Genomic DNA, 17,456 nt, shown 5'->3' on the forward strand with positions numbered 1-17,456 from the left:
CTTGCACATGGCCAAACACAGGCCGATATGATTCTAACAATGCGTGAAATCGTCTTCGATACCGAAACGACCGGTCTCGATCCCCAAAGCGGAGATCGACTGGTCGAACTGGGTTGTGTCGAAATGGTCAACCGGGTGACCACTGGCCGCACCTATCACGCCTATTTCAACCCTGATCGTGACATGCCACCGCAGGCCGAGGCCGTGCACGGGCTGTCCGCCGCCTTCCTGTCGGACAAGCCGCGCTTCGTCGAACATGCCGAGGAGTTCCTCGAATTCATCGGGGATTCGCCGCTGGTCGCGCACAATGCCGGTTTCGACTTCGGCTTCGTCAATATGGAGCTGGCCGCCTGTGGGCTCGAACCGCTCAGCCGTGAGCGCATGATCGATACCGTTGCCCTGGCGCGCGTGCGGCATCCGGGTGCGAAGAATTCGCTCGATGCGCTGTGCACCCGCTACGGCATCGACCGCAGCCACCGCACCAAGCACGGCGCGCTGCTAGACGCGGAACTGTTGGCGCAGGTCTATGTTGAACTCACCGGTGGACGGCAGATCGGGCTCGAGCTCGCTGCCGATTCCACCGACACGCTCGTTGCCTCGATCAGCGTGATCGTGCGCGAGCGAACCTTCCGTCCTGCCCGGCCGCATTCGGCCAGTCCGGAGGAAAAAGCCGCCCACGCCGCACTCATGGCGACATTCCCGTCGCCTGCCTGGGGCAATCCAGCGGATCGCATACAGGAGTAAAAGGCTTATGGATCTTCGCGTTTCGGGTCATCAGATGGCAACCGGTGCCGCTCTCCAGACACATGCGGAAGACCGCATGACCGCCATGGTCGGCAAATATTTCTCGCGGGCACTTTCCAGCCACGTAACCTTTGGCAAGGCGCCCGCCGGCGCATTCCGCTGCGATATCGTGACCCACGTCATGCATGGCCTGATTCTCAAGGGCGCCGCCGTCGCGCAGGATGCCCACGTCGCGCTCGATCAAGCCGCCGAAAAGATCGACAAGCAGTTGCGCCGCTACAAGCGCCGGCTGAAGGACCGGCACGAAGCTTCGGACTACGCTCGCAAGGAAGAAGACGCCGCCTATGTCGTCTTCGCCGAGCCCGAAGTGGAGGCCGAGGAAGTCTCGGTCGATGCGCCGCTGGTCATCGCCGAAACCCGCGTCGACGTGCCGGAAGCCACGGTTTCCGATGCCGTGATGATGCTCGACCTGCGCAACACCAATGCGCTGCTGTTCAAAAACGCTGGCACCGGAAAGCATAATATGGTTTACCGCCGCGGCGATGGGTCGATCGGCTGGGTCGAACCGTCCTGACGCCTTAATGGCGCAACCAACCAAGCGTGCATTGCGGAGGAGAATGACCCTTTCCGGGTCACCTCTTCCGTTGCACGCCGGATTGCGCGGGTACGGAACAACATTCTGCGATGAACGGACTTTTCACCCTGTTTCCCGAAGCGGTCGGCACGATTTCGGCCGATTCGAAGGATGCGATCCTGCGCCAGCTGGCTGAGACCTTTGCCGGAGTCTACGGACTCGACGCGGGCAGCCTGCTTGAGCGAATCGAGGAGCGTGAGCGGCTGGGAAGCACCGGTTTCGGTCGCGGCGTGGCGATTCCGCACGCACGGATCAGCGGCCTGCAGCGCCCTGTCGCGGCGTTCCTGCGGCTGGAAAGTCCGGTGGCTTTCGACGCCGCCGATGGCATGCCGGTCGATCTCGTCTTCGGCCTGCTTTCGCCTGAAACTGCCGGCGCTGCCCACCTTCATGCGCTGGCCGCAATCTCGCGCCTGATGCGTGACGATGCCATGCACCAGGCGCTCAGCCAGGCACCCGGCGCCGAAGCGCTCTACGGGTTGCTCAGCAATGTCATTGACCGCGACGCCGCCTGAGGCGGACGCCGGTTCCGGTGTGGTTGGCCCAAGCGGGGCCGAATTGCACTGGCGCAGCCTTGAAGGGCTTTATGCCTCGGCGCCGATCAACGCGCTGTTCACCTCGCGCATCGCGATTCCCCACGAAGGCGCGGCGCGGATCGAATTCGATATTGATGAAAGCTGCTACCACGCCGCCGGCGCGGCGCACGGCACGGTCTATTTCAAGATGCTCGACGATGCGGCCTTCTATGCCGCCAATACGCTGGTGACCGACCGGTTCCTGCTAACCACTTCGTTCAACCTTCATTTCTCGCGGCCCGTCCGCAAGAGCCGCGTGATTGCCGAAGGCCGCTGGATCAGCGGCCGCCGCCGCGTATTGGTGGCCGAATCGCGGCTGCTGGACGCCGATGGTGAGGAAATCGGGCGCGGAACGGGCACTTTCATGCGTTCGCGCATCCCGCTTTCCACGCTCGACGGTTACCGCGCCTGATGGATGAAGCGCGGCTGTCCGCCCATCTCGAGGTGTCGGGTCTTGTCCGGCAGGTCCAGGCGGCGGGCGGCTTTGCCATGGTGCTCAGCAAGGGCGAGCGCGATGCCGGCACGATCATGGTCGTAACCTGCGAAAAAGGCAGGAATTCCCGCGCCTGGGAGCGGATGCCGCAGGCCGATGGCAGCCGAGACTGGACGTGCATTCGCAGCGAAGATCCCGACCTTCCCGGCGCATTTACCGAATTTGTTGACCGCCGCAGATCGCAGGACTCGGACTTGTGGATTGTCGAACTGGACATCGCGGATGCGGAACGGTTCATCGGATCGCCGGGAACCAAAGGTTGACTTTGTTGCGCCGCACAATCAAAGCGCCGCCACTTTCGTAGCGAAGGCGGCATTACGGAGCACTCAGGCTTCCGGATTGCTGGCACGCAGACGGGGGGCAGCCGGCGAGTAGCAGGGTGCCATGTTGGAGTTGGAGCCTGAACGGGCGCTGACCGGCAGGTATTTCCTCACTCGCGCGGGCTTCCAACCGCACAAAAAGCATACGTCATGAGTCGCAAGACCAACTTCGCCGGGACAGTTGCCCTGGTATCCATGTTTGCATTCACGCTATTCAGCTCTGAACCCACTGGTGCGGCCGCCTTGGCCCAAGATACGTCCAGCCAGAATGATCTGCCCGCCCTTGCCGCGCCCTATGCCGCGAATGAGCGTCCCGATATCCAGGTTCAACCCATTCCAGACAGTGAAGTTCCCGAAGCCCCGGAAGCGGACGCCAATGATGCGTCTCCCGATACGGCTCCGGTGTCCGCTGCCTCGCTCCAGCAGCTCGTGGTCAAGCAGGCCAGCAATGCGCCGCTGTCACGCGAACTCAATTGCCTTGCCGGCGCGATCTACTTCGAATCGAAGAGCGAGCCGCTCGTCGGCCAGCTCGCCGTTGGCCGCGTGATCGTTGCGCGCTCGCGCTCGGGCCGTTTCCCCAATTCCTATTGCGGTGTGGTCTACCAGCCCTCACAGTTCTCCTTCGTGCGCGGCGGCTCGATGCCGGCGATTCCGAAGGGGTCGCAGGACTGGAAGGAAGCCGTCGCCCTGGCCCAGATCGCGCATGAAGGATCTTGGAAAAGCCCCGTCGAAGGCGCCATGTTCTTCCACGCTGCCCGCGTTTCGCCGGGCTGGCGCCTTGCCCGCGTCGGCAAGCTGGGCAACCACGTCTTCTACCGGTAATTCCGGGATGAAAATGAAACGGGGGGCCGGGTAATTCCGGCCCTTTTTTCGTGCGCTCAGACTTCCGGGCGCAGCTTGACCCATACCGGCGCGTGGTCGCTGGCCTTTTCGCGGCCGCGGTGGTCCTTGTCGACGCCGGCGGAGACCAGCCGGTCGGCGAGTTCGGGTGAGAGCAGCAGGTGATCGATGCGGAAGCCGTGGTCGCGCTGCCAGGCACCGGCCTGATAGTCCCAGAAGGTCCAGACGCCGCCCTGCGGGTTGAGCCGGTCAAGTGCGTCGGTCCAGCCATCACCCAGCATCCGCGCATAGGCATCGCGCGATTCGGGCTGCATCAGCGCATCGCCAGCCAGAGCCTTGGGCGACCAGATGTCCTTGTCTTCGGGCACCACATTGAAATCGCCGAGCACGATCGCCGGGACTTCCTCGGCCATGACTTCGCGCATACGGGTGCGCAGCCGGTCCATCCAGCGCAGTTTGTAATCGAACTTCGGCCCCGGCTGCGGGTTGCCGTTGGGCAGATAGAGGCAGCAGACGCGTAACCCGAAGACATCAGCCTCAAGATAGCGGGAATGCTCGTCCTCGGGCTCTCCTGCCAGCCCGCGCGCGACTTCAACCGGCTTTGTCCCATCGGCCAGAATGGCGACGCCGTTGAAGCCCTTCTGGCCGTGCCAGATGGCATGGTAGCCGATCTTTTCGAACTCTTCGGCGGGAAAGCCCTCGTCCTGAGTCTTGATCTCCTGCAGGCAGGCGACTGACGGGCGCGTTTCCTCAAGCCATTCCAGCAGGCGCGGCAGCCGCGCCTTGATGCCGTTGATGTTGTACGTGGCGATCTTCATCAGACGGCAAAGGAAGAGCCGCAACCGCAGCCGGCCACGGCCTGCGGGTTTTCGACCTTGAACATCGATCCGCCCATCGATTCGACGAAATCGACGACGCATCCGGCAACCAGATCGAGGCTGACGGTATCCACCACCAGCTTCACGCCGTCCGTTTCGCTGATCACGTCATCCGCCTCGACACCTTCGGCAAGGCCAAAGCGGTACTGGAAGCCGGAGCAGCCCCCGCCCTCGACCGCGAGGCGCAAAGCCGCCGGCTTGCCCTGCTTTTCGGCAATAAAGGCCACGCGCTTTGCAGCGGAAGGCGTTAGAGTGATTGTCGCAGCGTCCATGCGCCCGATGTAGGCACTCGCCGCGATGGCGGCAAGGCGGGATAGCTCCTGCGTTCAAGCGGACTGGATATAGCTCCGCATGGCCTCGGCATCAGCCTCGATCCGGTCGATGCGGTGCTTGACGAGGTCGCCGATCGAAATGAACCCCACTGCGCGGCCGCCTTCGGTGACGGGAAGGTGGCGGATGCGCCGCCGGGTCATCAGGGCCAGCGCGGTCAGCACTTCGGTGTCCGGCGCGACGGTGATCGCCGGCGATGTCATGACGTCACTGACTGACTTGTCGAGCGCATCGGCCCCCGCATTGGCGAGGCAATAGATAACGTCGCGTTCGGAGAAGATGCCGATAACGCCGCCATCCTCGCAAACCGGAAGCGCGCCGATGCGCTTTTCGGCCAGCAGGGCAATCGCCTCGCGAACGGTCATGTCAGCGCTGCAACTGATGATTTCGGCGTTGGATCGGCTCGCGATTATGCGCGCGATGGTCATGGTGGCTCTCCCGGACATCTTTGCCTGCCGGGAAGGTGACACGATTCATCCTGCGAGGCGAGTCCCCGCGAGAGTCGCCCCATTGCCAAGTGCAGCCGGCGGGAGCATGGCCGGCCCATGGAACTCAAGCCCAGCCCGCTCGACGATCCGCGCGTCGCCCAGTTTGCCTGGGCGCGGTACAAGCGGATGATGCGCTTCATGGCGCTGGTCACGACCAGCGTGGTGATCTTGAGCTGGTTCGTACTGTACCAGCAGGTCGGCTTCGTCTCGATCCACTTCTACATCGCCACCGGGCTCGGCATCGGTTTTGCCATGTTGCTGATGTCGGCGCTGATGGGGTTGGTCTACCTGTCGAATGGCACCGGCCACGATGCCAGCGTGATCGATCCGCTGGCTGACGAGGAAGATTAATCTTCGGCTGGGTAGAGCCGGAATTCTTCCACCGGAACGCCGCCCACCAGATGCTCGTCGATGATCCGTTCCAGCGCCTTTTCGGTGCAGGAATGATACCAGACACCGTCCGGCCAGACGACGGCGACGGGTCCGGCGGCGCAGACCTTCAGGCAATCGGCCTTGGTCCGGGCAATGCCGCCGTCGCGGTCGAGCCCCTTTTCGCGCAGCCGCTTCTTGAGGAACTTCCAGCTTGCCGCGCCGATGGCGGGCGGGCAGCACTTGGCCTTCTGGGCTTCGGCGCAGATGAAAATGTGGCGCTTGATCGGCGCGGGATATTCCTCGACCAGCGCCTCGCGCGCGGCGGTGATGCGCGGGCTGTCTGCGGTCATGATCGCACACCCCAATCGGCCGCCACGGCATCGCGGAAGGCATCCGGGATCGGATGCGGCTTGCCGTCCCTGGTGCAGACCATCACCGATCGCGCAAAAACCACGGCGCGGCCTTCCTGCGTGATCAGCAATTCAAGCGTATAGCTGGTGCGGCCAATGTGTGATGCCCCGGCGTGCATGTGCAGCGTGCCCGGATAGAATGCCTGGCCGACATATTCCATGGCCACGCTTGCCACCATCGATCCCACCCCGGCGATCGCCGCGTGATAGCCGCTAGCCCGGTGAAACCGCACGCGCCCTTCCTCAACGAAGTTCGACAGCGACACGTTGTTGACGTGACGATTCACATCCATGTCGCTGAAGCGCACGTCGACTTCGGTCGAGAACGGATAGCGTGCGGGATCGAGCAGCGAGGGGTCAGGTTTGGCCATGACCCCCCTTGGCTACTTCCGCAGCCAGCGGTCAAGCCATGCGAAGACAGTCTGGTGCCATTGCTTCGAATTCTTCGGCTTGAGCACCCAGTGATTCTCGTCCGGGAAGACCAGCAGTTCGGAGGGAATGCCCTTGCGCTGAAGCGCGGCGAAGCTGGCGAGGCCCTGCGTATAGGGGATGCGGAAATCCTTCTCGCTGGTGATCACCAGCATCGGTGTTTTCCACTTGGCGACGTGGTTCACCGGGTTCCACTTTTCGTACTCTTCGGGCGATTCGTAATAGGGCTTGCCGCCGTGCTCCCACTCGTCGAACCACAGCTCCTCGGTCTCATAGGCCATGGCGCGGGCATCGAAGACGCCGTCGTGCTGGACGAGGCACTTGAACCGGTCCGGCCACTGCCCCTCGATCCAGTTGACCATGTAACCGCCATAGCTGGCCCCCAGCGCGCAGGTGTTGGAGCCATCCAGCGCGCCGTCGATCTTCAGCGCGGCTTCCATGCCCTTCTGCAGATCGACCAGCGGCTTGCCGCCCCAGTCCTTGGTGATCGCATCGGTGAAGGCCTGACCGTAACCGGTCGAACCATGGAAATCGACCGAGACCACTGCATAACCCTGCGATGCAAAGACCTTCGGGTTCCAGCGCCATGACCACGCATCGTTATAGGTGCTCTGCGGCCCGCCGTGGACGAACAGCAGAACGGGCAGCTTGGCGCTTGCGCCTGCCGGCTTGTGGATCTGGCCCCAAACGGTGTCGCCACCCGCTCCGGCAAAGCTGAAGCGCTGCGTGGCAACGGGCACCATCCCCGCCAATTGGGCATCGTTGGCGCGGCTGAGCTGGCGGGCCGGCTTGCCGATCTTATCGGTAATCCACACCTCGGCGGGATTGGCGATGGCGTCGCGGGTGAACAGCAGGCCGCCGGACTTGAGCGGCACGACATTGCCAATGTGGCCTTCGGTCATGCCTTTTGGCATCAGCTTGAGCCGTTCGACCTTGCCGTTCGCCGGATCGATGCGGAAGGCCGGGGTGTCCATCACGTCCTGCGCGGTGGCGATCAGGCTCTTCGAATCGGGCGTCCATGCCAGCGAGGCGGCCGAGCGGTCCCATGCCGTGGTCAGGCTGCGCTTCTCATGCGTGACCAGGTTCATGATCTGGACGACCATGCGGTCCGCCTCGTAGCCCGGGCGAGCCATCGCCGCCCATGCCAGCCATTTGCCGTCGGGCGAGGGCGTGGGCAGCGAATCGGTGCCCTTGTTGGCGCTGGTCGGGCTGTGCGGCGGCTTGCCATCGAGCATCGCGTGCCAGACATCGACATTCGTCGAGAGCGGTTCATTCCGATCGGCCTGCCGCGCGGCGAAGAACACGCTTTTCGAATCGGCGGCCCAAGCCAGTTCCTCGCCGCCGCCATTCGGCTTCGTCGGGGTATCGCCGGTCAGCACGCCGGCTGGGCCATCTAGCGAGGTGCCGCTGTCGGCCACCATGCCGTCCGCGCCCAGCGCAAAGGCAAAGGCGCGGCTGTAATTGCCGGGCGTCTCCCACGCGTCCCAGTGGCGGACAAAGCCGGCGCCGTCCTTGTAGTGACGGCCGGTGCCGGGCCCGGGCAGGGTGGTGTTGCCATCCTTCTCGCAGCCGAGCGTCGGGCAATCGCGCGCGACATCGCCCCAGGCGATCAGCTTGCTGCCATCGGGGGAAAGCTTGAAGCCCGAGACATCGGCCTTGAACTTCGATGCCTGCACGGGTGCTGCGCCGGCGTTGGCAAGATCAAGAAACCAGACCTGGCTCGAACCCGACTTGCCCGACAAGAAATAGAGCCGCTTGCCATCCGGGCTGAAGGCGGGGTCGCTTTCAGCCGCATCAGGCAGGTCAGCAACGCGCTCTGCCGTGCCGCCCTTGGCCATCACGCGCCACAGGCCGGCCTGCCGCTTGTAGCTTTGCGCGTCGGTGTCGGTCTGCTGCCAGACCACCCATTTGCCATCGGGCGAGGCAACCGGCGCGGCAATGCGCTTGAGCGTGAGGAGGTCCTCGATGCCCATCGGCTTCTGCGCCGATGGTGCGGACTGGGCAAGCGCGGGCACGGCGACGAGCGCGGACGAAAGCGCGAGCAGCGCGAAAGCATGTCTTTTCATGTGAAACCGGTTAGCCGCTGCGGGCCGCCCGGTGCAAGCGCTGTTGCCCAAACCCGAGCGGATTCAGATCTTTTTGCCGACGATGCGCTGAATTTCCGCGGCGACCATGGCTTCGACCAGCGGCGGCAGATTCTTGTCGAGCCATTCCGCCAGCGCCGGGCGCAGCAGTTCGCGCGTCATGCCCTCAAGCGAGGTTTCGCCCGAGCGGACGATCTGCGGCGCCACGCCGGGTGCTGCCATGACCGACAGCGCGGCAAGTGATTCGCGCATCGACAGGCGGGCCTGCTCGGTCACCAGCGGGGCTTCGTCGCCCGAGCCGACTTCTTCGACGAGGTCGAGAATCGCTTCTTCGTGATCGCTCTCACTGTCGGAAACCGTTGGTTTTGTGCGGCGCGGCTGTTCATCAAGCCGCGAATCGCGGGCGATCACTTTCTTGATCGAAGCGAGGATATCCTCGACTGATGGTTCGCCCGGCTGAGTCATTAGAAGTCTTGCCCCCGATTCACTTCACCGTTGGAACTGAACCGTCCTGCACCTTGGTGTCAACGGTTCTCGTCGACTTGGGCGTAGGCGCCGGGTCGAGATCCCAGTCGAAGATCTTGCCGTGGACGCGCTTGTAATTGTCCTGCGGATCGTAAAGCGCGCCGCCATCCAGCCCGAGATCGCGGGCTTCGGCCTTGCCCATGGCGGAGAGCAGGTTGAATCCTGCAACGTAAGCGTTGCGGCGGGCAGAGACGAGCTGGACCTGCGCGTTGAGCAGTTCCTGCTCGGCATTGAGGATATCGAGAATCGTGCGGTTGCCGACGCTGTTTTCGGCGCGCACGCCTTCAAGGCTGAGCGAGGCTGCATCGACCGCGGTCTGGCTCGAGACGATCACCGCGCCTGCCGCCTGCCACTGGGTATAGGCGGAGCGGACCGTGGCGATGACTTCGCGCTCGGCGGCGATCTCGTTTTCCAGCGTCGCACTTTCGCGGGCGCGGGCCTGGCGCTGCTGCGCGGCAGGGAGCCCGCCTGAAAAGATCGGGATTGATGCGCGTACACCAACCTGCGCGCCGCTGCTGACCTGATTGACCACTCCGCCGCCCAGCGATCCGAGATAGTCGGTGCGATCGGCCCCGGCGAAAACCGAAACGCGCGGCAGGCGGCCTGCTCCGGCACCGGCGCTGTCGAAGCCGGCGGCCTTGGAACGGGTGCGTGCGGCGATCAGGTCGGGGTTGCTTTCCAGCGCGATGGCCACGGCGTCTTCGGCGGTTACCGGGATGCCGGTCAGCGGCGGCGGCGCCTCAAGGTTCTCAGGCGCCTTGCCGACCAGCTGGATATAGCGCTCGCGGCTGCCGGCGAGGCTGGCCTCTGCGGTTTCGAGGCCACTGCGCGCAATCGCCAGGCGCGACTGCGACTGGGCAACGTCGGTGCGGGTCAGGTCGCCGATCTCGAACCGGTCGCGGGTCGACTGGACGTTGACGCCCAGCACTTGAACGTTCTTGCGGCGCAGGCCGACGATGGCCTCGTTGGCGATAACATCGAGATAGGCCGCGACCACCGCGCTGAAGATCGCGCTTTCGGTGCCGCGCAGGTCGGCCTGCCCGGCAGTGATGCGGGTTTCGGCAGCGCGGACCTGATTCTTGATCGCACCGCCGGAATAGACCGGCACGCCAATGTCGGCCGACAGGCTGAAGATCTTGTTCGGCCCGGTCGGCGAAGCGCCCGAGAGAACATGGGTATAGCTCGCCGCGCCCGACAGCGAGGGCAGCCCGGCGGCGCGGGCGATCGGCACGCTTTCATCCAGCGCGCGCTGGCTCGACCGTGCCGCTTGCAGCGACGGGTTGGTATTATAAGCCAGGGTCAGCGCCTCGCGCAGGTCATCGGCGCCTGCGGGAACGGCAAGCGTTCCGGCAGCCGCAGCGGCCATCAGGGCAAGACGAAAACGGTGGGTCAAGATCAGAAGCTCCAGCCCTTTGCCGCGGCAAATTCGGGAATCGCCGGGATGCCCATGTCGGCCAGCGGCAGCAGGGCGATGGCGTCCGCCGCCTTGCGGCCAGTGGCGAGCCGGCTGATGCCGCGCTCGATCACACCGGTAACGACACGGCCGTCATCGGAGACCATGCCGGCGAGCGAAGCGGGCAGCGCTTCGGCAGCGCCGTCGATCAGGACCACGTCGAACAGGCCAGCCTTCTTCTTGCCCGCAACATCGGCGGGGGCGAGCGTCGTGACCGAAGCGCCCAGGACGCCTGCCAGCGCGGCGAGATAGCCGTTGGTCGAGACGACGAGGACCTTTTCTCCCGGCTGGATTGCCGCTTCGACAAGCATCCGCCCTTGCACCAGCGGTGCAGGCAGGTTGTGGCCATCGCCCAGTGCCAATGCACGGTCTATATAAGCCGATCCGGCGAGCGCGGCAGGAACGTGGTCTTCGCGCGCCACCTTGTCGAAGGCGGCGAGAACGGCAGGGTCATTGACGCCGCTGACGCGCAGCTGGCTGTCAATCATCGCGCGGCGGGCAGTCGTCGGCCGCTCGTCAAGCAGGGTCATGCGTCGAAATCCTCATTCGCGTTCGCACTGTATTGCACATACAATACAGCGGCGCAATCCCGTCCGCTTCTAAGCCATGCTCCGCCACGCGCCAAGCGTTTAGAATGGGCCGGAATGTCGTGAATTGTCGCCGTGGCGAAGCTGCAACGCTTTGACCCCCGCACGCCTCCGTCCTAAGGGCGGCTCGATAGCCCAAATGCGAAGGAGCTGGTGCAATGGCCGACATGGTAACGATCCGCGAGGAAGACCTGATCGAAAGCGTCGCCGACGCGCTCCAGTACATCAGCTATTATCACCCGATGGACTACATCCGCGCACTGGGCGAAGCCTATGAGGCGGAGCAGGGCCCGGCTGCCAAGGACGCCATCGCCCAGATCCTCACCAACAGCCGCATGTGCGCCGAAGGCCACCGCCCGATCTGCCAGGATACCGGCATCGTCAATGTGTTCGTCGAATGGGGGCAGGACTGCCGGCTGGGTTCGGACAAGTCGCTGCAGGACGTGGTCGATGAAGGCGTCCGCCGCGCCTATCTGAACCCGGAAAACAAGCTGCGCGCCTCGGTCCTCGCCGATCCCGCCTTCACCCGCCGCAACACGCGCGACAACACGCCCTGTGTGCTGCACGTGACGATGGTTCCGGGCAGCAAGGTATCGATTGATGTCGCGGCCAAGGGCGGCGGCTCGGAAAACAAGTCCAAGTTCAAGATGATGAACCCCAGCGACAACATCGTCGACTGGGTGGTTGAGATGCTGCCCCAGATGGGCGCCGGCTGGTGCCCACCGGGCATGCTCGGCATCGGCATCGGCGGCACGGCGGAGCACTGCATGCTGCTCGCCAAGCAGGCGCTGATGGAGCCGATCGACATGGGCCAGCTGAAAGCGCGCGGTCCCCAGAACGATATCGAGGCGATGCGCATCGAGATCTTCGACAAGGTCAATGCGCTGGGCATCGGCGCGCAGGGACTGGGCGGACTTTCGACCATCCTCGATGTCAAGATCATGGACGCGCCGTGCCACGCCGCGGGCAAGCCGGTGGGCATGATTCCCAATTGCGCTGCCACCCGTCACGCGCATTTCACGCTCGACGGTTCGGGGCCGACCTTCCTTGAAACGCCCAAGCTCGATGAATGGCCCGATGTTCACTGGCAGCCGGATGCGGCGGCGAAGCGGGTGAACCTCGATACGCTGACCCAGGCCGAAGTCTGCAGCTGGAAACAGGGCGACCGCCTGCTGCTCAACGGCAAGATGCTGACCGGGCGTGACGCGGCGCACAAGCGGATTCAGGACATGCTGGCCAAGGGCGAAACCTTGCCGGTCGAGTTCAAAAACCGCGCGATCTATTATGTTGGTCCGGTCGATCCAGTGCTGGGCGAAGTCGTCGGCCCCGCCGGCCCGACCACAGCCACCCGCATGGACAAGTTCACCGACATGATGCTCGATCTTGGCCTGCTGGTGATGATCGGCAAGGCCGAGCGCGGGCAGGGCGCGACCGAAATCATCGCCAAGCACAAGGTTGCCTATCTGATGGCCGTAGGCGGCGCCGCCTATCTGGTGGCGCGGGCGATCCGCGAGGCCAAGGTCGTCGGTTTCGAAGATCTCGGCATGGAAGCGATTTACGAATTCACCGTCGAGGACATGCCGGTGACGGTCGCGGTCGATAGCGAAGGCAACAACGTCCACCAGATCGCTCCGCTGGTGTGGAAGGACAAGATCGCCAAGGAAGGTCTGCTGAAGGCCTGATCGGCGGGTATCTCACCCACTATCTCCACCGTCATGCTGAACTTGTTTCAGCATCCATTTCTCCGCCTGCTCTGCTCTCTCATGGGAAGAGCAGCGGCGCGGTTTGCTTCATTACCCGACGCTTCGGGCATGAGGCACGATGGATGCTGAAACAAGTTCAGCATGACGACACGGATTTGTGGCGAATTCCGGTTTCATCATGCCGGGCCTGCTTTCAAGCACCTTCGACCAACGGCAGACGACCCTCGACAAAGCGACTGGCTGCCTTGCGGGCATGGCCCTAAGCCGGTTGCTGCGCGCATGACCGAATCAAACTCCCTGCCGCCGCGTGTTCCCGCGCGGCTTGTCCTGGCTTCGATAGCCGGCATGTGGCTGTGCTATCTGCTGGTCACGACGCTGCGCAGCTATCTCGTCGGGCTGGAATATCAGGGGCCGTTGTTCGGTCGGCGGCTGGCGGTCACGGTTGCCTGCATGGCGGTGACCGCTGGGATCTGGCCAATCCTGCGCCTGCTCGATTCGCGCAGCCTGTGGCTGAAGGCGCTGACCGTGGCGCTGGTCGCCCTGCCCGCTTCGCTTGCCATGGCCAAGATCAACCAGTGGGTATTCTCCGACATCGAGAACCAGGTGGTCGACAAGATCGGCGAGCGCGAAGGCATCCGCATCCGCCGTGACGAGGCTGGCAACGTGCTGGTCGATGTTCCGGGCAAGCAGGTGGAAGAGCCGCCGGTGCCCGAGGCCAGCCCGCTCGCCTTGCCCACGCCCGAACCGCATGTGCGCACCATCGCCCAGCAGGAAGCCGATGCGGACAACCTCGTCACCATCGATCCGGCAACGGCGGCCGAGACCCGCTGGCGCCAGCTGACCGACGTGGCGCTGTCACGCTACTTCCTCGTCATCGCCTGGGGCGCGATTTACCTCGCGCTGCTGATTGCCGAGCAGGCGCGCGTTTCCGAACGGCGCGAGGGCGAATACCGCCGCGCCGCCAAGGCCGCCGAGCTGCGATCGCTGCGTTATCAGATCAATCCGCACTTCCTGTTCAACACGCTCAATTCGCTGTCCTCACTGGTCATCACCGGCCGGAATGAGGCGGCGGAGACGATGATCCAGTCGCTCGCCGCCTTCTATCGCCGCGGCCTGTCCGAGGATTCGACCGGCGACCATCCGCTGTCCGAGGAAATCGAATTGCAGCGGCTTTACCTCGAGATCGAGGCGGTGCGCTTTCCCGATCGGCTGGCGCTGGTGGTCGAAGTGCCGGAGGATCTGGCATGGGTTCCCGTTCCCGGCATGATCCTGCAGCCCTTGGTGGAAAACGCGGTGAAGTACGGCGTTGCCCGCAGCACGCGGCCCGTCACCCTGACGATTACGGCGCGCAGCGAATTCGGGCGGCTGGTGGTCAGCGTGGTCGATGACGGTCCGGCCACCGGCAAGGAAGAACACGGCATGGGCATCGGCCTCGCCAATGTGCGCGACCGGCTGAGCGCGCGCTTTGGCGATGGCGCGGCCTTCGTTTCGGGGCCGGTGCCGGGCGGTTACCGTACCGAACTCCGCTTGCCGATGCCGTGATGAGCGAGAACGAGGGGACAATGGAACAGCCGCTGCGCACACTGATAGTCGATGACGAGCCGCTGGCGATCGAGCGGCTGCAAGTGCTGTGCCGCCAGATCGGCGGGCTCGACGTGGTCGGCACGGCCAGCGACGGTGCCAGCGCGCTGCGTGAGGCCGGGGCGCTGGACCCTGATCTAGTCCTGCTCGACATGACGATGCCCGAACTCGACGGCCTCGGCGTCGCCCGGGCGCTGGCCAAAGGGCCCAATCCGCCAGCGCTGGTCTTCGTCACCGCGCATGACAGTTTCGCCGTCGAGGCCTTCGATCTCGATGCCGTCGACTATGTGTTGAAGCCCGTCGCGCCGGACCGGCTGGGCCGCGCCATCCAGCGCGCGGTCGCCCGGCGAGGGGAAAAGCGCAGCGAATCGGCCAGTCCGTGGATCGCCGAATTCTGGGTGCCTTACCGCTCCGAACTGCTGCGCGTCGCTGCCGCCGATGTCGACCGGATCGATGCCGAGCGCGACTATGTGCGGCTCTATGTCGGGACCAAGGAAGGCGAGGGGCGTTCGTACCTCCTGCTGCAGACGGTTTCGGGGCTTGAGGCGCGGCTCGATCCGGCGATGTTTATCCGGCTCCACCGCTCGACGATCCTGCGGCGGGATCGCATCGTCGGGCTCCGGCACGACGGGCTGGGGGTCTGGTCGGCGGAATTGGCTGATGGTTCGGCGGTGCGGATCGGGCGGACTTACTTGGCCAAGGCCAAGGCGATGGCGGGCCGCTGAACTTCAGATAAAAAGTAACCCGGGCCAAGGGGACAATTCGGCCCGGGTCAGTCTGGCGTTTGTCGCCGGTCGTTATGGTGGCGGTCTCAGCCGCCCTTGCCGACGCGATTCTGATAGGATTCGACCTGCGCGATCACCTGGCGGCGGACGTCTGCGACGCAGGCTGACTTGGCAAGACGGGTTCCGGTCAATTCCACATCGTCGCAGGCCCGGCGTGCGGCATTGCGGATACGGCCATCCAGGGTCTTTTTGCCAGCGGCGGATTCGAGGTCCAGATCGTTGAACTGCACTGAGTTGCGCTGCGGTGAGGCAGCCATGGCTGAAGCAAAGGGGGCGGCCAGCACAGCAAGTGCCAGGGCGGGCGCAAAGATGCTCTTCATCGTCACTTCCTCGGTTTTCCGCGCGGCGGGGGTGTCCGCGCATCCTTGAGCTAGGCCCGGACCCGGCCCTCCGCGACCAAGGGTCGACCGACAGGTTCATCGCGCCGACCAGAGGTGTGTTACATCGATAAGACGCCTACCATGACCGACGAACGTCACTGGGCGCTGGCATTCGGCGCGGTTCGCCCTAGATTAGACTGCACATGGCACTGGTTTTCATCTTCATCATGGGCGTGGCGAATTTCGCCATGCACAAGGCTGTCCTCGAAAGCGGGCATCCAATGTTGGCGCAGCTGCCATCGATCTTCCGCAGCCCGGGCGGGAAGGTGAGCATGATTGTCGAATTCCTGATGCTGCTGGGCACCATGCTGGTCGTCGCCAATGGCGCTAGCCAGTGGGTCTGGGGTTATGTCGCCTATTCGGCGATGAACGCGCTGTCGGCCTGGCTGATCCTGTCGCAGAGGATCTGACCCATGCGACTGTTCCACGTCAGCGACCTGCATTTCGGGCAGGAAGACTGCGAAGCGCTCGACTGGTTCGCGCGTGAGGTGGCTCAGGAGAAGCCCGATGCGGTGATATGCACAGGTGACCTGACCATGCGCGGTACCCGGCGCGAGTTTGCTGCGGCGCGCGAATGGCTCAAGGGGCTCGGCGTGCCGATGCTGGTCGAGCCGGGCAACCATGACATGCCCTATTATAACAACCCGATCGGGCGGCTGCTGTGGCCCTATCGGCATTACGACGCGCTGCGCGCGGAGCTGTCGACCGAGCTGACGTTTCCAGATGTCGAAATCGTCTCGCTGCGTACGATCACGCGTTTCCAGTTCCGGATCGACCAGTCAAAGGGCCATATTAGCGGAGACAGGCTGGAGAGAGCCTTGGCACGGGTGTCGCTGCACATGGCCAAGCCGCTGTGTCTGGTCGCCTGCCATCACCCATTGATCGAGGCGGACACCCATTCCAAGGCGTCGACCCGCGGCGGCAAGCGGGCGCTGGCGGCACTGGCGCGTGCGGGCGCCGATGCCGTGCTGTCGGGCCATGTCCACGATGCCTTCGACAAGACTGTCGAGCTGGACGGCAATACCATCCGCATGATCGGCGCGGGCACCCTGTCGGAACGCGTGCGGACCACCGCGCCGAGCTACAACCAGCTCAACTGGTCGCGCGAAACCGGGCTGCTGGTAACCAACCGCGTCCACGGCTGACCGCGACACTTTCGGCCCACACTTGCGCACTGCACAATGCAAAACGCCCGGCACGATGGCCGAGCGTTTCGTTTGTTGCAGCGAAGGGCTGGATCAGCGCTTCGAGAACTGGAAGCTGCGGCGTGCCTTTGCGCGGCCGTACTTCTTGCGTTCCACGACGCGCGGATCGCGCGTCAGGAAGCCAGCGGCCTTGACCGTGCTGCGCAGAAGCGGTTCGAACTTCGACAGAGCCTGAGCGATGCCGTGCTTGACGGCGCCGGCCTGGCCCGAAAGACCACCACCCTTGACCGTGGCAACGATGTCGTACTGGCCAACGCGGTCCGAGATCTGGAACGGCTGGTCAATCACGAGACGAAGCGTCGGGCGGGCGAAGTAGACGGCCTGGTCACGGCCATTGACCGTGATCTTGCCAGTGCCGGGCTTGAGCCAAACGCGGGCCACGGCGTCCTTGCGGCGGCCGGTAGCATAGGCGCGGCCCTGGGCGTCGACTTCCTTGTCGCGGATCGGCGCGGCAGGACCGGTGCGGACCGGGGCTTCAGCAGCAGGGGCAGCCGCTTCAACAGCGACGCCTTCAGCGAGGTTGCCGAGATCGGCGAGATCGGTGACGGTGTTCTCGGACATTATGCGCCCACCTTGTTCTTGCGGTTCATGGCAGCAACGTCGAGCGGCTGGGGCTGGGTGCCACCATGCGGATGCTCGGTGC

General features: G+C 64.3%; 23 protein-coding genes. 12 read left to right on the top strand and 11 right to left on the bottom strand.

Annotated elements, in window-relative coordinates:
* The first annotated feature begins 39 nt into the window (after window positions 1-39).
* The 6 genes from dnaQ to RMO89_RS18000 all read left to right on the top strand — a co-directional run bounded on the left by dnaQ (window position 40) and on the right by RMO89_RS18000 (window position 3,585).
* Complete coding sequence (dnaQ, locus tag RMO89_RS17975; protein WP_310534871.1) at window positions 40-744, top strand: DNA polymerase III subunit epsilon; 705 nt, start codon at window positions 40-42, stop codon at window positions 742-744.
* 7 nt (window positions 745-751) lie between these two features.
* Window positions 752-1,318, top strand: coding sequence for a ribosome hibernation-promoting factor, HPF/YfiA family (hpf, locus tag RMO89_RS17980; protein ID WP_310534872.1), 567 nt, complete (start codon window positions 752-754; stop codon window positions 1,316-1,318).
* Between the two features lie 110 nt (window positions 1,319-1,428).
* Entirely contained in the window at window positions 1,429-1,890 is a 462-nt protein-coding gene (locus RMO89_RS17985) for a PTS sugar transporter subunit IIA (RefSeq protein WP_310534874.1), read from the top strand.
* On the top strand, window positions 1,865-2,362 hold the full coding sequence (locus RMO89_RS17990; protein WP_310534875.1) for a PaaI family thioesterase: 498 nt from the start codon (window positions 1,865-1,867) through the stop codon (window positions 2,360-2,362). The genes RMO89_RS17985 and RMO89_RS17990 overlap by 26 nt, the downstream gene beginning before the upstream one ends.
* Window positions 2,362-2,706, top strand: a complete 345-nt coding sequence (locus tag RMO89_RS17995) for a DUF1491 family protein (protein WP_310534877.1) — start codon at window positions 2,362-2,364, stop codon at window positions 2,704-2,706. Before RMO89_RS17990 ends, RMO89_RS17995 begins: the two co-directional genes overlap by 1 nt.
* A gap of 300 nt (window positions 2,707-3,006) precedes the next feature.
* The gene (locus RMO89_RS18000; protein WP_310534879.1) at window positions 3,007-3,585 is read left to right on the top strand and encodes a cell wall hydrolase; all 579 of its coding nucleotides are present in this window, start codon (window positions 3,007-3,009) and stop codon (window positions 3,583-3,585) included.
* 56 nt (window positions 3,586-3,641) lie between these two features.
* Here the strand turns inward: RMO89_RS18000 and xth are convergent, their stop codons facing one another.
* The 3 genes from xth to RMO89_RS18015 are packed head-to-tail and all read right to left on the bottom strand — an operon-like array spanning window position 3,642 to window position 5,239.
* Window positions 3,642-4,421: an exodeoxyribonuclease III gene (xth, locus tag RMO89_RS18005; protein WP_310534881.1), complete on the bottom strand. Its 780-nt coding sequence runs from the start codon at window positions 4,419-4,421 to the stop codon at window positions 3,642-3,644.
* Window positions 4,421-4,753, bottom strand: coding sequence for an iron-sulfur cluster assembly accessory protein (locus tag RMO89_RS18010; RefSeq protein WP_310534883.1), 333 nt, complete (start codon window positions 4,751-4,753; stop codon window positions 4,421-4,423). The genes xth and RMO89_RS18010 overlap by 1 nt, the downstream gene beginning before the upstream one ends.
* A 54-nt stretch (window positions 4,754-4,807) precedes the next feature.
* Window positions 4,808-5,239 (bottom strand): CBS domain-containing protein, encoded by a 432-nt coding sequence (locus RMO89_RS18015; protein ID WP_310534884.1) that lies wholly within the window; start codon window positions 5,237-5,239, stop codon window positions 4,808-4,810.
* A 117-nt stretch (window positions 5,240-5,356) separates the two neighbouring features.
* Between RMO89_RS18015 and RMO89_RS18020 the strand changes: the two genes are divergently transcribed.
* Complete coding sequence (locus tag RMO89_RS18020; RefSeq protein WP_310534885.1) at window positions 5,357-5,650, top strand: hypothetical protein; 294 nt, start codon at window positions 5,357-5,359, stop codon at window positions 5,648-5,650.
* On the opposite strand, the gene RMO89_RS18025 is transcribed toward RMO89_RS18020, so the two are convergent.
* The 6 genes from RMO89_RS18025 to RMO89_RS18050 all read right to left on the bottom strand — a co-directional run bounded on the left by RMO89_RS18025 (window position 5,647) and on the right by RMO89_RS18050 (window position 11,102).
* Window positions 5,647-6,021 (bottom strand): (2Fe-2S) ferredoxin domain-containing protein, encoded by a 375-nt coding sequence (locus tag RMO89_RS18025; RefSeq protein WP_310534886.1) that lies wholly within the window; start codon window positions 6,019-6,021, stop codon window positions 5,647-5,649. The genes RMO89_RS18020 and RMO89_RS18025 overlap by 4 nt on opposite strands.
* The gene (locus RMO89_RS18030; RefSeq protein ID WP_310534888.1) at window positions 6,018-6,452 is read right to left on the bottom strand and encodes a thioesterase family protein; all 435 of its coding nucleotides are present in this window, start codon (window positions 6,450-6,452) and stop codon (window positions 6,018-6,020) included. The genes RMO89_RS18025 and RMO89_RS18030 overlap by 4 nt, the downstream gene beginning before the upstream one ends.
* 12 nt (window positions 6,453-6,464) lie before the next feature.
* Entirely contained in the window at window positions 6,465-8,576 is a 2,112-nt protein-coding gene (locus tag RMO89_RS18035; RefSeq protein ID WP_310534890.1) for a S9 family peptidase, read from the bottom strand.
* A gap of 63 nt (window positions 8,577-8,639) precedes the next feature.
* Complete coding sequence (locus tag RMO89_RS18040; protein ID WP_310534891.1) at window positions 8,640-9,059, bottom strand: DUF2497 domain-containing protein; 420 nt, start codon at window positions 9,057-9,059, stop codon at window positions 8,640-8,642.
* Between the two features lie 19 nt (window positions 9,060-9,078).
* Complete coding sequence (locus RMO89_RS18045; protein WP_310534893.1) at window positions 9,079-10,485, bottom strand: TolC family outer membrane protein; 1,407 nt, start codon at window positions 10,483-10,485, stop codon at window positions 9,079-9,081.
* A gap of 29 nt (window positions 10,486-10,514) precedes the next feature.
* Window positions 10,515-11,102 carry a protein-L-isoaspartate O-methyltransferase gene (locus tag RMO89_RS18050; protein ID WP_310534894.1) on the bottom strand — a complete coding sequence of 196 codons (588 nt, stop codon included), beginning with the start codon at window positions 11,100-11,102 and terminating at the stop codon, window positions 10,515-10,517.
* 215 nt (window positions 11,103-11,317) lie between these two features.
* Here RMO89_RS18050 and RMO89_RS18055 point away from each other — a divergent pair, with 215 nt between their 5' ends.
* From RMO89_RS18055 to RMO89_RS18065, 3 genes are all read left to right on the top strand, one after another.
* The gene (locus RMO89_RS18055; protein ID WP_310534895.1) at window positions 11,318-12,841 is read left to right on the top strand and encodes a fumarate hydratase; all 1,524 of its coding nucleotides are present in this window, start codon (window positions 11,318-11,320) and stop codon (window positions 12,839-12,841) included.
* Between the two features lie 300 nt (window positions 12,842-13,141).
* The gene (locus RMO89_RS18060) at window positions 13,142-14,404 is read left to right on the top strand and encodes a histidine kinase (protein WP_310534897.1); all 1,263 of its coding nucleotides are present in this window, start codon (window positions 13,142-13,144) and stop codon (window positions 14,402-14,404) included.
* Window positions 14,404-15,168, top strand: a complete 765-nt coding sequence (locus RMO89_RS18065; protein ID WP_310534899.1) for a LytTR family DNA-binding domain-containing protein — start codon at window positions 14,404-14,406, stop codon at window positions 15,166-15,168. Before RMO89_RS18060 ends, RMO89_RS18065 begins: the two co-directional genes overlap by 1 nt.
* An 86-nt stretch (window positions 15,169-15,254) precedes the next feature.
* Here the strand turns inward: RMO89_RS18065 and RMO89_RS18070 are convergent, their stop codons facing one another.
* Window positions 15,255-15,548 carry a UrcA family protein gene (locus RMO89_RS18070; RefSeq protein WP_310534903.1) on the bottom strand — a complete coding sequence of 98 codons (294 nt, stop codon included), beginning with the start codon at window positions 15,546-15,548 and terminating at the stop codon, window positions 15,255-15,257.
* A 203-nt stretch (window positions 15,549-15,751) separates the two neighbouring features.
* On the opposite strand from RMO89_RS18070, the gene RMO89_RS18075 reads away from it, so the two are divergent.
* Window positions 15,752-16,018, top strand: a complete 267-nt coding sequence (locus RMO89_RS18075) for a hypothetical protein (protein WP_310534900.1) — start codon at window positions 15,752-15,754, stop codon at window positions 16,016-16,018.
* 3 nt (window positions 16,019-16,021) lie between these two features.
* The gene (locus RMO89_RS18080) at window positions 16,022-16,753 is read left to right on the top strand and encodes a metallophosphoesterase (protein WP_310534901.1); all 732 of its coding nucleotides are present in this window, start codon (window positions 16,022-16,024) and stop codon (window positions 16,751-16,753) included.
* A 93-nt stretch (window positions 16,754-16,846) separates the two neighbouring features.
* On the opposite strand, the gene rpsI is transcribed toward RMO89_RS18080, so the two are convergent.
* Window positions 16,847-17,374, bottom strand: a complete 528-nt coding sequence (rpsI, locus tag RMO89_RS18085; protein ID WP_310534902.1) for a 30S ribosomal protein S9 — start codon at window positions 17,372-17,374, stop codon at window positions 16,847-16,849.
* Window positions 17,375-17,456: the final 82 nt, after the last annotated feature.

It is taken from the genome of Novosphingobium sp. (assembly GCF_031424035.1).
GTDB lineage: Bacteria > Pseudomonadota > Alphaproteobacteria > Sphingomonadales > Sphingomonadaceae > Novosphingobium.